The 16,274-nt window shown below is 36.1% G+C and carries 13 protein-coding genes and 1 pseudogene; 3 read left to right on the forward strand and 11 right to left on the reverse strand.

The window, feature by feature from the left end:
* Positions 1-496: 496 nt before the first annotated feature.
* Positions 497-1,249, reverse strand: a pseudogene (locus CD31_RS18715) (SDR family NAD(P)-dependent oxidoreductase).
* Positions 1,250-1,413: 164 nt separating this feature from the next.
* On the opposite strand from CD31_RS18715, the gene CD31_RS18720 reads away from it, so the two are divergent.
* The 3 genes from CD31_RS18720 (at position 1,414) to CD31_RS18730 (ending at position 4,666) form a co-directional block, all read left to right on the forward strand.
* Positions 1,414-2,595, forward strand: coding sequence for an AraC family transcriptional regulator (locus tag CD31_RS18720; protein WP_036079968.1), 1,182 nt, complete (start codon positions 1,414-1,416; stop codon positions 2,593-2,595).
* Between the two features lie 134 nt (positions 2,596-2,729).
* Positions 2,730-3,728, forward strand: a complete 999-nt coding sequence (locus CD31_RS18725) for a permease (RefSeq protein WP_052125410.1) — start codon at positions 2,730-2,732, stop codon at positions 3,726-3,728.
* Positions 3,729-3,739: 11 nt separating this feature from the next.
* The gene (locus CD31_RS18730; RefSeq protein WP_036079971.1) at positions 3,740-4,666 is read left to right on the forward strand and encodes a TIGR03943 family putative permease subunit; all 927 of its coding nucleotides are present in this window, start codon (positions 3,740-3,742) and stop codon (positions 4,664-4,666) included.
* A 34-nt stretch (positions 4,667-4,700) separates the two neighbouring features.
* Here CD31_RS18730 and CD31_RS18735 read toward each other — a convergent pair whose 3' ends face one another.
* The 10 genes from CD31_RS18735 to rocF all read right to left on the reverse strand — a co-directional run bounded on the left by CD31_RS18735 (position 4,701) and on the right by rocF (position 15,967).
* Positions 4,701-5,987, reverse strand: coding sequence for an NtaA/DmoA family FMN-dependent monooxygenase (locus CD31_RS18735; protein WP_036079974.1), 1,287 nt, complete (start codon positions 5,985-5,987; stop codon positions 4,701-4,703).
* A 459-nt stretch (positions 5,988-6,446) separates the two neighbouring features.
* Complete coding sequence (locus CD31_RS18740; RefSeq protein ID WP_036079975.1) at positions 6,447-7,577, reverse strand: CamS family sex pheromone protein; 1,131 nt, start codon at positions 7,575-7,577, stop codon at positions 6,447-6,449.
* Between the two features lie 248 nt (positions 7,578-7,825).
* Positions 7,826-8,221: a VOC family protein gene (locus CD31_RS18745; protein ID WP_036079977.1), complete on the reverse strand. Its 396-nt coding sequence runs from the start codon at positions 8,219-8,221 to the stop codon at positions 7,826-7,828.
* A 263-nt stretch (positions 8,222-8,484) separates the two neighbouring features.
* A complete protein-coding gene (locus CD31_RS18750; protein WP_016995500.1) occupies positions 8,485-9,402 on the reverse strand; it encodes a D-alanyl-D-alanine carboxypeptidase family protein in 918 nt (305 codons plus the stop codon).
* An 88-nt stretch (positions 9,403-9,490) separates the two neighbouring features.
* Positions 9,491-10,585, reverse strand: a complete 1,095-nt coding sequence (locus tag CD31_RS18755; RefSeq protein ID WP_052125414.1) for a sensor histidine kinase — start codon at positions 10,583-10,585, stop codon at positions 9,491-9,493.
* A 22-nt stretch (positions 10,586-10,607) separates the two neighbouring features.
* A complete protein-coding gene (vanR, locus tag CD31_RS18760; RefSeq protein WP_164835479.1) occupies positions 10,608-11,300 on the reverse strand; it encodes a VanR-ABDEGLN family response regulator transcription factor in 693 nt (230 codons plus the stop codon).
* 259 nt (positions 11,301-11,559) lie between these two features.
* Positions 11,560-12,162 carry a pyridoxamine 5'-phosphate oxidase family protein gene (locus CD31_RS18765; protein WP_016995498.1) on the reverse strand — a complete coding sequence of 201 codons (603 nt, stop codon included), beginning with the start codon at positions 12,160-12,162 and terminating at the stop codon, positions 11,560-11,562.
* Positions 12,163-12,378: 216 nt separating this feature from the next.
* Complete coding sequence (locus CD31_RS18770) at positions 12,379-13,164, reverse strand: DUF817 domain-containing protein (protein ID WP_026023510.1); 786 nt, start codon at positions 13,162-13,164, stop codon at positions 12,379-12,381.
* Positions 13,165-13,366: 202 nt separating this feature from the next.
* Positions 13,367-14,794, reverse strand: a complete 1,428-nt coding sequence (locus tag CD31_RS18775) for an amino acid permease (RefSeq protein WP_016994824.1) — start codon at positions 14,792-14,794, stop codon at positions 13,367-13,369.
* Between the two features lie 267 nt (positions 14,795-15,061).
* The gene (gene rocF, locus CD31_RS18780) at positions 15,062-15,967 is read right to left on the reverse strand and encodes an arginase (RefSeq protein WP_036079979.1); all 906 of its coding nucleotides are present in this window, start codon (positions 15,965-15,967) and stop codon (positions 15,062-15,064) included.
* Positions 15,968-16,274: the final 307 nt, after the last annotated feature.

Consider the following 16,274-nt stretch of genomic DNA (forward strand, 5'->3'; position numbering starts at 1 on the left):
TGATTCACTGGATTTCTTCTTAGGGTTGAAAAACAAAACAGTCAATTAAAAGGTAGAAATGGATTTCCGTTGCAGGCTACTTGCTTTATTGTGGGCGAGCACCGAGTCGTTTTACTCCGCTACCGCTCCGTTTAGTGGCTCCCCTGTTTCGCTATCCCACGGGAGTCAAGTAGCCTTCCATTTGAACCTCCAAAAATGTTACCTTTTTAGCGAAGGTGTTCACTACTCTTTATGAAGAGGTGTTGTCACGCATCACTTCTCCACATTGAATTGAAAATATGAGCTTATCCCCTCTAAGAATACGGATAATAGACTCTTTGATCGCTATGCTACTAGTTGATTGGAGTGGAGCGGCTCATCGGACGCCCCCTGGAAAGGACGCTGGCGGAACGGAAATCAACCTCTCACCTTGCAAAGTTTCTTCTGCCGTTGACATCATCTTTTTCAACAACAAGAAGAAATCCAATGAAAATGATTCACTGGATTTCTTCTTTCATTATAAAGTTAAGCCACCATCAACTAACACGATGGAGCCTGTCATATAGCTTGCTTTGTCCGATGCTAGGAACACAACCATTTCTGCTAATTCCTCTGGTTTCGCATAGCGTCCCATTCTCATGTTTGGAATTTCCTCTGGCACATAGCCACCTGTTTCAAACATGGCCGTTACACTGTTTGTTAATGCCGTTTCTACTCCACCTGGACAAATACCATTGATACGGATACCTTTTTTTACATACTCTAAAGAGGCAGATTTTGTTAAACCAACTACTGCATGCTTACTTGCTGAATAGACAGCCATACTATGCTCACTACGAACACCCGCTGTCGAAGCTGTATTAATAATAGAGCCGCTTCCTTGTCCCTCCATTTAAACATGTTTTAAGCCAAGGAATACACCCTTCACATTGATTGACATAATACGGTCATATTCTGCATCTTCAATCTCTGTTAGTGGAGAAATTTTCTGAATAACCCCAGCATTATTGAAAAATATATCAATGCGTCCATACGTATCAACAGCCGCATTGACATATTTCTGAACGTCTTCACTTTTTGAAACGTCAGCCTGAACGAAGATACCTTCTCCACCTTGTTCTTTAATCAAGCTTACTGTTTCTTCTCCTGTTTCTTTGTTGAAATCCACTACTACCACTTTTGCGCCATTGCTAGCAAGTTTCAAACTACTGGCTCTTCCAATACCGCTTCCTGCGCCCGTTACTACTGCAATTTTATTTAAAAGATCCATCTTCTCTTCCTCCCTAACATTTTGAAGTCACTATCTATTTTATTGCTACTTCCCCTTCATTTATTGTATTATTCTACACAAAATAGTACTTTCTCAATGTCTATCCAATAAAAATGTAAATGCTTTCATTTTGATAGCACCATTACGAACTGAGGTATAGGAACATGAAAATTACCACTATCGATCTTCAATACATAAGCCAATTAATCTATGAAACACACCATCTTCCAGTCACTTATATTAATTCATTGGGGGAAATAATTTTTGACTATTCATCAACAAATAATTCATCTTACATTTCTTTAAAGGAGCAGCTCAAAACATACCCTTACCATACAAATTCAAATGATTATCCAATTTTTTTCTCTTATGCTGAATTTAATTTCTTCTATATTAACTTGAAGACTGATGATCAATATTTAGGGGCAATTGTAGTTGGTCCTTCCTTTTCTGCAGAAGTGGAAGACATAAAGGCAAATGTTAATCAAGAGCTGATCCCTATTCTTCATTATCAGCAATGTTTAGCCATTAGTTTATTTGTGTATTACTCCATCTATCAAAAGAAATTAAATAAAACAGCTGTCATTTATCACAACCAAGCATTAAAACCTCTCATTCGTCATGAGGAAAATACGGCGCTTGAGCTCTCCCATGCTAGAAGAAATGATATTATTCATACAAATCTTTACTACGAAAAAATATTGTTAGACAATGTGAAAAATGGGCGTATGGAGAAATTAAATGAAGTTTTGAATTATTCCATTGTCGAGCAAGCAGAACTTGGAATACTTTCAAAACGTAATAATTTAAGAAGTATTCAATATTTAATGATTACAGGAATTGCACTTATTTGCCGTGCAGCGATTGAGGGTGGATTAAATGAAGAAACAGCCTTTACATTAAATGATTTTTACATTCAAAAGCTAGAGGATCAAAACAGCTTAATCGATATTCTTTCGTTAATGGAGGAGGCTATTTACGACTTTACAAGCCGAGTATCGCAAGCCAATAAAATGAAATATTCAGCACCCATTACAACCTGTATCCATTATATTGAAAATCAATTATATGGGGATCTAACACTCGACCAGCTTTCAGTTATTTGCCATCTAAGCCCCAACTATCTTTCATCTTTATTTAAAAAGGAAGTAGGGACTTCCTTTAGTGAATACATTCAGCAGCAAAGGATTGATGAGGCGAAAAAACTCTTAACATTTACCAACTATCCAATCCTAGATATCGGCTCATTACTTAATTTCACAGATCAAAGCTATTTCATTAAAGTTTTCAAAAAATTTACAGGGATCACTCCTAAACAATATAGAACTAAGTATTCTCATAAATAATTCGTTATAGAGGGAAAGTAAAAAGAAGGTAGGAATCAACTTTTACTTTCTCTTTCCTTTTTTGAAGTACTAACCATATCCTCTATGTCATACCCTGTATTAAAACGTAACCATTACACTTTAAGGAGGTCTATGTGGAACGTCTCCATTTTTCTAAATATGTATTGAATTTTTGGTTCCTTTTCATTTTATTCATAGGCATGCTACCACTACTGTTATTCAACGTCTCAGCACTAAACGACCTTAGTTCCTCTCTACTCAATTTAAATACGATATTTTTAAGTATTTTAATTGAAGCATTACCATTTGTCTTAATTGGAATACTGATTGCAGGCTTTATTCAGATTTTTATTACAGAGGAACATATCCAAAGGTGGATTCCTCGAAATCCTGTGATGGCTGTTATCATGAGTTGTTTTGTAGGTGCATTATTTCCAGCCTGTGAATGTGGGATTGTTCCGATTGTTAGAAGATTGATTGCCAAAGGCGTACCAATACATGCAGCTATGGGTTTTATGTTAACTGGTCCACTTATTAACCCTATTGTTATTCTTTCTACCTATATGGCATTTGGCAATGATTTAAGAATAGCGAGCCTTCGAATGCTCGTTGGCTTTGTCATTGCTATTGTAGTAGCATTACTTATCAGCTTTTTTTTCAAAGGCTCACAATTTAAGGTCTCCTTACAGTCCTACTCATTGACAACCACTAGTCAACAAACATCCTTCATCACTAAACTAGTAAATATGGTCAAGCATGCCATCGATGAATTTTTTGATATGGGCAAATACTTAATAATTGGGGCATTTTTAGCTGCCTTTGTACAAACCTATGTATCTACGAAAACACTCGTAGCCATTGGAGATGGTGATTCCTCCTCCATTCTAGTTATGATGGGCTTAGCCTTCATTCTGTCACTTTGTTCAGAGGCAGATGCCTTTATTGGCGCATCCTTTAGAGCTATTTTCTCCACTCCATCCATTCTGGCCTTTCTTATTTTTGGCCCTATGATCGATTTGAAAAATACCATTATGTTGATGAGCGTATTTCGCTTAAAATTTGTATTTTGGTTAATCGCCTTAGTGGCTACAGTCGTCTACATTAGTATATGGATTCTTTCAGCGTATCTCTAAGGGGGAAAACCATGAAATTTCATGTTCAACTAGCGATAAGAGCCTTACTGTTACTTGCCTTTTCAGCTATGATAGCCAACCTGCATTGGACCGGTGAACTAACAAAATTCATCAACCCGAAATATGAAGGGCTGAGTAAAACAGCCGCCATTTTGTTTTTTATACTATTTCTTGTTCAAGTGACAAGAGTAATATCTTTTTCAAAGGCTCCCCACTCATGTGATCAAGCAGGACAAGCTTGCTGCTCCCATCACGACCATGGTCACTCAGCCTTTACACGTAAAAAAATGATTGCCTACCTTATTATCATGACACCAATAATGACAGGCTTCTTCGTGCCAGCAAAAATTTTAGATGCTGCCATCGCTGATAAAAAAGGGGGTGCCTTTATTCTCACCCAGCAAAATCAATCAGCTAAAATAGAGGATTACCTCACTTCAAATGAAACGATTGATGAAAACATCTCTGATGAGCATGAAGCTGATCCCCGACTGACGGAGGAAAAACTGGAAATGACAAAAAAGCAATATGACAAATTAAAGCAACAGCTATCCCAACAATCTATGCTGAAAATGACCGATGAGGACTATACAATCTACTATGAGGAAATTAACCAAAATTTAGAAAACTATTTAGGGAAGAAAATACAGCTGAAGGGCTTTGTTTTAAAAGAAGAAAGTTTTACAGAAAACCAACTAGTTATTTCAAGATTTCTTATTACGCATTGTGTTGCCGATGCAAGTATCGTCGGCTTTCTGACAGAATTTCTGGAGGCTCCCATTCTCACAGAAGATACATGGATTGAAGTAGTTGGTACAATTAGTCAAACAACATATGAGGGTGCAAGCTTACCTGTTATCCATATTGATGATTGGGTAACAATTGAACAACCCGAATCCCCTTATCTTTATCCTATCAATATTCGAATGAGTTTCTAGCAATAAAAGGGCAAAGCTTATGGCTTGCCCTTTTTCAGCTATTAATGGGGGATCGCCCATCTAAGCCTAAATGGGAACGTAATGTGCTACCTTCATATTCTGCTCTGAATAACCCCCGCTTTACTAACAGGGGAATAACGTCGCTAAAGAACAAATCTAAAGATTTCGCAGGGCCACCTGGTACAGCAATAAAGCCATCCAATGCACCCTCTTCATAAAAAGTAACGATTTGATCGACAATATCCTGTGGTGTACCGATTGCTACAAGGTGGGCTGAGCCAATTACCTCTGGACGTGCTAACAATACCGCGACAGTTGGTTCATTATTTAAAATATAACGACGTACCAAATCTGCATGTGTTTTACTACGTACTTTTTGATCTTGTGGTGGTAGCATATCAACCGTTACCTTATCTTCAAGTGACAAATGACGAATATCCATACCAATCACAGATTCTAACGCACTGTAGCGTCGCTCAAGTGTTACATGTGCATGTGCTTGTCGGTGCATTTCGTTTGCTTCTTCATATGTATCACCTATAAAGAAATAGAGCCCCGGTAATACGCGAATATCGTCGGCTGAACGACCTACTTCTATAGCACGCTGACGCAAATCATTCCGCATCTCAATGCCCACCTCCATAGCTGGTGTAGCAGCGAAAATCGCATTGGAAACAGTAGCCGCAAATTGACGCCCAACATCCGACGCGCCTGCTTGGAAGAGCGGAATCTCTCCTGCTGGATGCATTGGGAGATTTAAGGGACCTTTTATATGGAAAAATTCGCCTTCATGCTCAATTGCCTTGACAAGCTCTTTTATTTTTTCTATATTCCCATCCGTTTCTACCACTTCATAGGGATGACTATGCCATAGCTGCTTGACCACCTCTGTACATTCTGCCGCTTTAGCATAACGCGCCTCTGAAGAAGGCATAGGCTCATTGCTGAAATTATGTGCTCCATCTATAGAGGTCACGATATTCCATCCCACTCGCCCATCACTAATCCAATTCAAAGACTGCAATTGACGTGCAATCAGATAAGGTGGCGTAAATGATGTGGAAATCGTTGTTACTAAGCCAATCTGTTTCGTTTCTCTTGCCACCATCGCCATTAAAAAGCTAGGATCTATGCCAACTGTACCTTTCATTTTAGCCATTAATTCTGGATGAGCTATTAAATAATCGGCCTTAAATACAAAATCTAATTTCGCTGCCTCAGCACGCTGTGCAAATGCGATATGATCATCTATTAACGCGCCCTTTTTGGCATGATTACTGTGAACAGCTAAATGCATTCCAATAATAAGATGTCTTTTCATTGCTACTCCCCTCCAATTGAAAATGATTATCATTTTCATAATAATCATTCGTGGCAGAGATTGCAATGAAATACTTTTTAAGTTTTGAAGGTCATTTACAAATGAAAAATAGGCACTCCATTTTAACGAGCACCCAAACTAATATTTGCCAGTAAGTTAGATAAAGGTATTATTGAGATAACTTAAAAATATTTAAGCGGAGGAACCATGAGAAAATTTGCCTCTTTTTTATATTTCCGCTTGATGAGCACCTTATATAGCTGATCATATAAACAGTTTGTCTATTCCGCCTACCCTAGCTGCTACTGCTGAAGAACCTCATTCTACTAACACAGCTGTCAAAGTGATGGAATGGATGATGGTTCTCCCATGCTTCTTTCAACACCTGCTACTCTTCCAACAGGTCAGGGTTCAATGAGCTTTAATTACAGTAGATATAACCCTTTAGCTTTTTTCTATTCAAATAGGTGATGCAAAAATTTGTTTTTCCGTTGGGTCCCAGAGAACAATTCCAACATCCTGCTTCTGATCGATTACCCGAATGGTAATGGGAATATAGTCAAATAAAATTGTATTTATTTTTGTACTAGTGAGCTGTAACAAGCCAATTAATTCAATATCATTAACCAGTGGAACATGTATTTCTAGATTAATATCTGTTAATTTACCATCTTCATAACGAAGTTTTCCCATGATTTTAGGATTTAAATGTTTAAATCCACCTTGAATATCCTCTTTAAAAATTAATAATTTATTATACATATTTTGGTCCAAACTATATAAAGCATCTGATGGGAATATATAATGCTTTTTATCTATATCAAACCATTTTGTTATGGTATCTGCATCTTTCGGAATAAAGGTTTCAGCTAAAAATATGCCTGGCATAATATCGTTTATATTAGATTCTTGATATAAAGCTAAATAAATAGGAACTCTCGGATACTTTTCATTTTTTCTAATATCCTCAAGAATCCTTTTAGCTGCTTCCTTCCCATAATTTTTAACATCGTTGATATCATCATTATTTTGGTCTACTTTCACTTGGCCTGTGTAAATTAAACCATTGGCATCGGAAACTCGTATATCATAAAATTCATTTAACGAGATCGCGATCGATAGTCCCTCTACTTTGTTATTTTCTTTATTAATAAAATTTTGTTCTAATACATGTGAGAGAATCAAAGGATACTTTTTTTCATCCTCTAGCACATTGTCACTGCTCGTTTCGATGGCTGGGTTTAACCCAATACCTTCATCTGTTTTTCTGCTTAACCATTGACTGATCGTTTTCTCTTCCAGATATTGACCTTCCTGCATATAAAACTTTTCTGTTGAAAAATGATTCACCGATAAATTCATGAGTCCTCTTTCAATTTCATTAATATTTAAAGCATTATTCATATTTTTGATGATTGAACCTCTAGCAATATTGACTTTTGCAGGCTGTTGAATCTCATAGACTTCCTTTTTCTGAATCGATGAAATATACTTTTTCTCATTAGCAGTAACATTTTCGTCCTCACTACTACAAGATGCTAAAATCAATATTGGTGCGAATAAAAATAACATAAGCCTACTTTTTTTCATTGCCATTTCTCCTTGAATGCTATGTATCGCTTGATAACTTCTCTATTTCAACCATACCAAATTTACCAAAATAAAACATTACATATTTACAATTCTCCCCATGTACCTATCAGGTGTTCAAAAAAGACCTATGCTCGCTTTCTCGAACATAGGTCTTTCTGCTTTCTAGTTTTTTCATCTGATTAAGAGCGGCTCTAACCTTATTAGGAGCGAATGCCCTTCCAGTCAAGGCGATTCACCCCTCAATACTATTTGGCATTTTTATCAGGCTGGTGAATACCAAATACATTGCCTTCTGTATCAATATAGTAGCCTTGCCATGCCATCCCTGGTAATGCATACTTAGGCATGGCTACTTTACCACCGTTTTCAAGAATTTTTGCTTCCGTTACATCATAGCTTTCAACACCCATTGTACAAGCAAAGCCATTCAATGCTTGGTTTGTTTCTGGTGGAGGACCCTGGCGTTGCATTAAAGCACCGTTAATGCCAAGTTCATCATCTTCACCTGTCACGGCACCGAAGTAAGGCATGCCTGCATATTCACTCCAGTCCTGAAATGACCATCCAAATACTTTCCTATAAAAATCCTTTGCCCGTTCCATATCACTTACATGAATTTCAAAATGAACTAATCTCCCCATAATATCCTCCTTAAAGATGAAAGTTTTGATCATATTTACTATATATCATTTTTCTGAAGATTAAAATTAATAAATTATTTTTGTAATACCAACAACACGTTGGTTTATAGAGAATTATATGGAATCTCCCAAATATTAATCAATTCTATTATTTCTATAAAAACAATAGAAATTTTCTATAATATAACTACAAAAATGCGTGATTAGAAAATGAAATATTCTCCAATCACACACTATTAGGGGCTAGCCATTTAGTAATGAAGTTATAATTGACTATATACCGACATAGCATCAGTAATATTATATTGCTCCGTTCTCGGGTTGCCGTCCGCTCCTACTGTCACTAACACATATTCTTGTCCATTTATAAGAGCTAAGCTTGCTAAACATAAGCCTGCATCTTCTGTATAGCCAGTTTTCCCACCTAAGATTTCTCCTCCTGGCAATATACTTGACGGCATATGTTGAAACATGCGACTTGTAAAAGTAATGCCTTCAGGATGAAGGTTTGTTGATTTTATAGAATATCTTTCTGCTGTATAAACATTTCGAAACTCATCGTTTGTTAAGGCGTATTGTAAAAGTAAAGACATATCCTTTACAGTTGTATAATGATCTGAATGGTGCAGTCCAGTTGTATTCACAAAGTGCGTATTTTTCATGCCTAGCTGCTGCGCCTTTTCGTTCATCAGTTTCACGAATCCACGTTCTGACCCCGCAACATATTCAGCTAAACCTAGTGATGCCTCTGCACCTGATGGCAACATGGAGCCATACAATAAATCTTCTAATGTCAGCTTTTCATTTGGGAGAAATCCAGCTACTGAAGCATTTTCCTCTATTAAATCCTGAAAGATATGTTTAGGTAAAATGATTTCTTCTTGTAAATTGGAGATCTGCTCAATCGCGACTAGTACCGTCATCATTTTTGTCAAAGAAGCCGGATAAATCTTTTCCTCACTTTTTTTATCTAAGAGAATTTGATTTTCATCCAAATTCACTAAAATTGCATTCGAACTGTATATATCAAGATCAAGCATATGCTGACTGGAAGTTTGTACTACTTTTGGTGCATGATCTATTTCCTGACGTAAAGCCATTGGCGATTCTTTCAATAGTAAATAAATAAATATCATCACGAATAAAAACAATAAACTCAATATACCTTTTCTCTTGAACATAAAAACAACTCCTTCTCTTTATGCTTTTATTCAACCATAAAAAAAGGAGCTTATTTTTAATTTACTATTAGTGAATTCTTAAGGTTTCTTAAGAATTGGTGGGAATCATCACGGTGAATACGGTTGTATCATTACTAGAAGTTGCGGTAATCGTTCCGCCATGGGCCTGTACAATTTCATTAGAAATGGCTAAACCAAGCCCAGCACCTCCTGTTTGGGTAGACCTTGCACTATCTAAGCGGTAAAACTTCTCAAATATCATTTTTAATTTTTCAGGAGGGATCGTCTTCCCTGTATTCGTAAACGAAATAAATGTCTGATTATTTTCGCTTTGCGCACTAATTTCAATTGTACTATTTGGATCACTGTAGGCAATTGCATTTTTTAAAATATTATTAAATACCCTTGCTAATTTATTACCGTCTGCATAGATAGTAATATCTTCATCTATTTTGACGATGGCTTTTTGCCCCTTTGGTGCCAGCAATGGATAAAACTCGTCGGCCACTTGCATTAACATATGATGTAAAGGAATAGGATCTTTCTCTAAAATGATAGATTGTAAATTAAATCGGGTTATTTCAAAAAATTCATTGATTAGTTGTTCCAGTCTATAAGATTTTTCTAATGTAATCGTCACATATTTTTCTTTCTGCTCTACAGGCATATCCCTCGCTTCATCTAAAAGACTTAAGTAGCCAATAATGGAGGTTAAGGGTGTTTTAATATCATGCGCTAAATAGACAACTAAATCATTCTTTCGTTGCTCCGCTTCTTGCGCATCCCTTGCACGCTTTTCTAATTTATATTTGACGTTATTTAATTTTTTCTCCAAAAAGTCGAGTTCAGCTGGGAGCTCAATTTCCTTCCCTGACTCATCTGCAAGCATCGTGATACTTGAACTAATTTGATGAAAATATCGGGTAAATCGAGACAAGGCGATATAAAAAATAATCAACAATAATAAAATAAATCCTATTGCTAGCCAAAGCGGTTTATTTTGTCGAAATAACACATGATAGGCACTACTTGCGGCATAATAATCAAGCTGCAAGACATTTTCACAAAAGGCAATAAAAGCATCTGCAAAGGGAGCTTGCAAGACCCCATCAATAAATGCAAAATTAATAAAAAAGCCTATGATGCTTGCGATGACAAGTATCGAAATAATTTGTAGAACCATTTTCCTTTTCAGTTTACCAAACTCATTTTTCAATGGTATACCCCACTCCCCAAACCGTTTTAATATACTTTGGGTTCTCCGCAGAATCTTTCATTTTTTCCCGTAAATGTCGAATATGAACCATTACCGTATTATTGCTGCTAAAGTACTTTTCCCCCCATATTTCTTGGAATAATTGCTCTGAGCTAATAACTGTTCCTCGATTTGCACATAAATACCAAAGAATAGCGAATTCCGTAGGTGTAAGGGATATAGGCCTTTCATTTAAAAAGACTTGCCGTGTGTTTTTGTTAATCACCAGGCCAGCAAAATCAATGATATCTTCATGTTGCTTCGAGCCCTGGTTGTACAAGGTAAATCTTCGTATTTGCGCCTTTACACGAGCAACCAACTCCAATGGACGAAACGGCTTTGTTATATAATCATCTGCTCCTAGAGAGAACCCATTAATTTTATCAATTTCTTCTTCCTTTGCCGTAAGCATTATCACTGGAAAATTCAATGTTTCTCGTATTTTTCTTAAAATAGTAAAGCCATCTATATCAGGCATCATAATATCAAGCACAGCTAGATCTACATTTTCATGCTCGATACAAGCCAAAGCCTCTTGCGCTGTATAATATTTAAATACATGATAGTTTTCATTTTTCAAGTAAAGTTCTATTAAATCTGCAATTTCCTTTTCATCGTCAACAACTAATATATTCAACTGTATTGCCCTCTCCTTCTCCCCACTTGTTTTCCAATGATTTTTCACAGGCATTATAGCACTTACGTATGACTATATCTATTAATAAGGTAGTACCTTTGAAAGCTAATGAAAAAAGTAGAGATGGAATACTTCTTTCCAACTCTACTTGCGATAGTTTATGTTAGCAAAGGGGCTACACGAAAAAAATATTCAAGTTATTTTCCTCAGGATACGCTATAGCTTAATAATGAACGATTACTACACAAACAATAGGCTTAGCCTTTCATGTTTCTCGTGATTCATTTGTTGGATTGATTGCTGTAGCAGTAGATTTTCTACTCATATCCTGTGTTACCACTCTGCCTGAGTAATATAGCATTTGTTTATTTAATTTATTCTCTTTTGCAGTTAAATTGGTTGGCTTCACTTTCAGAACAAGCGTTTTGCTCCCTAAAGATGATTGATATTTATCGATATGCTTTTTTGACAAAGGCGCTTGGTAATAATCTGGTACATATTTATCAAGCATGGCCTGCATAGCAGCAGTAGCTTCATTTAAATCTGTGACAATTTCCACCAAGCCATTTGCGATTATGCTCATATAAGCCGTATCAGTCTTAGCTGGAATGGGATCTACCATTGTTCCATAATTTTCACTTACTGTGATACATGCATTTTGATTGGTTGCTAGAATGTCTATTTTTCTTCCCTCGTTGGCACCGTGGAAATAAAAACTTCCGTCTTTGTAGACATAATTTAGCGGAATAACATATGGCATATGTTGTTCCACTAAACCAAGAAATGCAGTTTGGGCACCTTCTAAAAATTGCTTAATTTGTTTGTCGTCTGTACAAGCTCTATTGATCATCCGAATATTTGTTACCATGATCATTCCCCCCATCCTCTTCTAAAAAGGAGTCTACAGCAGTATTGCACACTAAAAAAGGGACAGTTTGATGAAAGGGAATGGGTACAAAGGTAAAAATACTAGTTTATCAGAAACCCATACTATTTCACTTAGAAGCTTTGCAAATCTCTAAGTGTTATATTTAATAGTTCATCGCAAATATCATTCAACAAATGAATGTCATATAGTGAATTATTATTTCTCCAAATTTTCACCTGCATCACGATAGAATAATTTAAGTTGTGCAACAATCATAATGCTAATGACTACAAGTAAAAACCATGAACTGATTTTACCGAAATGAACAATCGACCAAGACACCTCCTGATTCGGATATGACCATGCTCCAAAAAACGTTGCAATATTCTCCGCAATCCAAATGAAAAAGCCAATCAAAAAGAACGATACAACGATGGGCATTTTAAAGACTTTGTTCCGTACGGTAAATTTTACAATAGTACGATAAAACACAATAAATAGTAGTGCCATTAACAGCCATCTGAAATCATAAATAAAATGGTGTGTGAAAAAATTTAAGTAGATAACGGCTCCAAGTGGAATAGCTACATAACTTTTTGGCCAACTTACAATTTTTAAATCAAACCTACGCCAGGCTTGGCAAATATAACTTGCCACACTCGCATACATAAATCCACTATATAAAGGCACACCCCCTATTTTTGTCCACGCTTCTTCAGGATATGACCATGAATTGAAATTCACTTTATATAGTTCGAGCACGAGCCCAATAATGTGAAACAAGCAAATGACTTTTATTTCATCCTTTGTTTCTAAACCAAATTTATACATCAAGTACTGAGTCAATAGACAGATAACCAGAATAAAGTCATATCTTCCTACCCCAGGTATTTGAATGGCTTTAGAGAATGCAAGTGTAGCAAATATCACAACAGGAAAAATACAAGATAATGATTGATGATACGTAAAGACTCCTAAGTCTTTAATAAAATTCTTCAACATGAATCCACCTCAAATGAACTTGTTCATAATTTAATGCTTCTTGTATGAAGAATAAACGATAAATTATCTAATTTCAATATTTATTTATTGAAAAACGATAAATTTTTTCTTTTAATATCGAAACTATTTCTAGTTAAATACGTCTTTGTTGTTCTTTATTCATGAAGAAAAGAGTAGCCACATAAGCAGCTACTCTTTGAAATTAAAGATATATTTTTTGATTTAATTTTAATTGGACTTCTTGTTGGTTTATTTCTAAGTTCGTCACTTTTTTCACTTTTAAATAATAAACGATATAACATCCAATGAAGAATGCACCACCACAGTAGAGTGCTAAACGTTGTGCTGGATCAAAAGCCAAGCTTACCATTACAATACAGTTCGCTAATAAACCTAATATAGGGATCACTGGATACAATGGCGCTTTGAATTTTAAATCCTCTACTTTTCCTCCTTGACGTATATAGGAGCGTCTAAATGCAATTTGAGATGCTGTAATCGCAATCCAACCAATTTGTGCACCTAAGCCTGCTAGAGATAATAACCACACAAAGACTGTATTAGCAGCGAAGACACTTGACAGTAATGATAGACCTGCTACAGCGAGTGTGATTAGTAATGCATTCATTGGGATACCTCTTTTATTAACCTTCCCTAAAACGGGACTTGCCATCTTTTCGACAGATAGTGAGAACAGCATACGTGTTGCAGCATAAAGACCAGAGTTTGCGACAGATAATAAGGCTGTTAGGATAACAAAATTCATAATATCTGCTGCATATGGAATACCTATGCTATCTAATACAACTACAAATGGACTTTCCACAACCCCTGCTTTATCCATTGGTATCATAGCTGCAAGTACAAATACCGATAACACAAAGAAGAACAACGTACGCCAAACAGTTTGCTTAATAGATTTAGGGATAGTCTTTTCAGGATTTTCACTCTCCCCAGCAGCAATACCAATTAATTCTGTACCTTGGAATGAAAAATTCACGGTAATCATTGTAATAAGCAGTGCTGTTACGCCATTCGGAAATAGTCCACCCTCATAAAAATGAGTAAGGAAAGGTGCATTTGTTCCATCTTTCATATCGATTAGCCCAAACATAGCTGCTCCACCAACCGCAAGGAACATAATAATTGCTAATATCTTAATGCTGGAGAAAACAAATTCTGCTTCACCAAATGCTTTTGCTGATAAACCATTCAATACAAAGAGCAGTGCAGCAAATATTAGGCACCACATCCATACTGGTGAATCAGGGAACCATCTTTGCATAAGTTGTCCAGCTCCTAAAAATTCAAGAGCAACAGTTACTGCCCAACCTAGCCAGTATAGCCATCCAACGGCAAAACCAGTAGCAGGACCGATAAATTTCGTCGTGTACGTTTGGAACGAGCCTGATACCGGCATAGCAACAGACAATTCACCCAAACATAGCATTGTTAAATACATAACTGCTCCGCCTACTAAGTAAGCGAGGATGGCACCAGTTGGCCCAGCTTGGTTAATCGTGTAGCCTGATCCAAGAAAGAAACCAGTTCCAATACATCCGCCAAGTGAAATCATAAATAAGTGTCTTGCTTTCATACTTCTTTTTAATTCATATTGTTCTGCTGCCATAAAAAACTCCTTACATTCATTATCTTGTAAGCACTTTCTTTTTTTCGTGCAAAACAGATAACAATCTAAAATTTGAGTGATTAATAGATAAACTGTTTTATATATTTTATGAACTGTCAATTTTCTGACAAAATAAAGGCTATTGATTAGCTAAATTGTATTGTAAACTTAATATAGGGAGAGCTACTTTCTTATAGTTGGTTGTCGCGACCTAATTTTTTAAGAAAGTTCTTCCTTTTGGGATACAAAATGACTTCTATTCATGGCTTAAAGTAATGTATCGCCAAATAGTGAGCTGATTAAAGCTACTGCAGCAATAGCCGTTTTATTGTATTGATCTAATACTGGGTTAGTCTCAACAAATTCTGCTGAAGTAATAATATTTGCTTCTGACAGCATTTCCATAGCCAAATGACTTTCACGATAGCTAATACCACCTGCTACGGGCGTACCTACACCTGGTGCATCATTTGGATCAAGTCCATCTAAATCTAATGATAGGTGAACACCGTCTGTACGCTCCTTTAAATAGTCAATCGTTTCTGACATCACTTTCGTCATTCCTAAACGATCAATTTCATGCATCGTGTATACTTTAATACCAATTTCCTTAATAAGTTTTTTTTCTCCTGGATCTAAATCACGAGCACCAATAATAACAACGTTTTCAGGCTTTACCTTTGGAGCATAGCCTCCGATATTTGTAAGTGCTGGATGCCCAAGGCCTAAGCTTACAGCTAAAGACATGCCATGGATATTTCCTGAAGGAGATGTTTCACCAGTATTTAAATCGCCATGGGCATCATACCAAATGACCCCTAGATTCTCATAATGCTTGGAAACTCCTGCTAATGTTCCAATAGCAATACTATGATCTCCACCTAATACTAAAGGAAAACGGTTTAAAGAAATTTCATGGTCTACTTTTTGGCCTAGCTTCTCGTTACTTTCTGTGACAGTTTTTAAATTTTTTAAGTTTGTCTTTCCTTCTGCGTCTTTATCTTCGTGTACGAAGTCAATAGTTAAATCTCCTTCGTCATAAATCGAATAACCAAGGCCCTCAAGTCGTTCAGTTACCCCCGCATATCTGATAGCACTTGGTCCCATGTCTACGCCTCTTCTTGTTTGACCTAAATCCATGGGCACCCCAATAATTGTCACTTCTTTATTCATGATGTTTTCTCCTCTCCACTAATTACTTTCACAGTATAAAGAATTTGCAACATTGACTCAACTCGACATTTTTTTAAATTTTTATACAGTTTAAATTATTAAAAACATAGATTTATTCCTGTATAAACGAATGCATAAACGCTATTTCAATGCATACCAAAACATTTTTTTCCTTTTAAACGTGTTTTTTTGTAAGAAATTACTAAACAAAATATTAAAACTGTTCTTTTTTTATAGTTTTTTCCGAAAATTTCGTCGGTAATTTTATCTATAAATGCTATATATTAATAAATAATCTCTAAAACCA

The organism is Lysinibacillus boronitolerans JCM 21713 = 10a = NBRC 103108 (assembly GCF_000772935.1).
Taxonomy (GTDB): Bacteria; Bacillota; Bacilli; order Bacillales_A; family Planococcaceae; genus Lysinibacillus; species Lysinibacillus boronitolerans.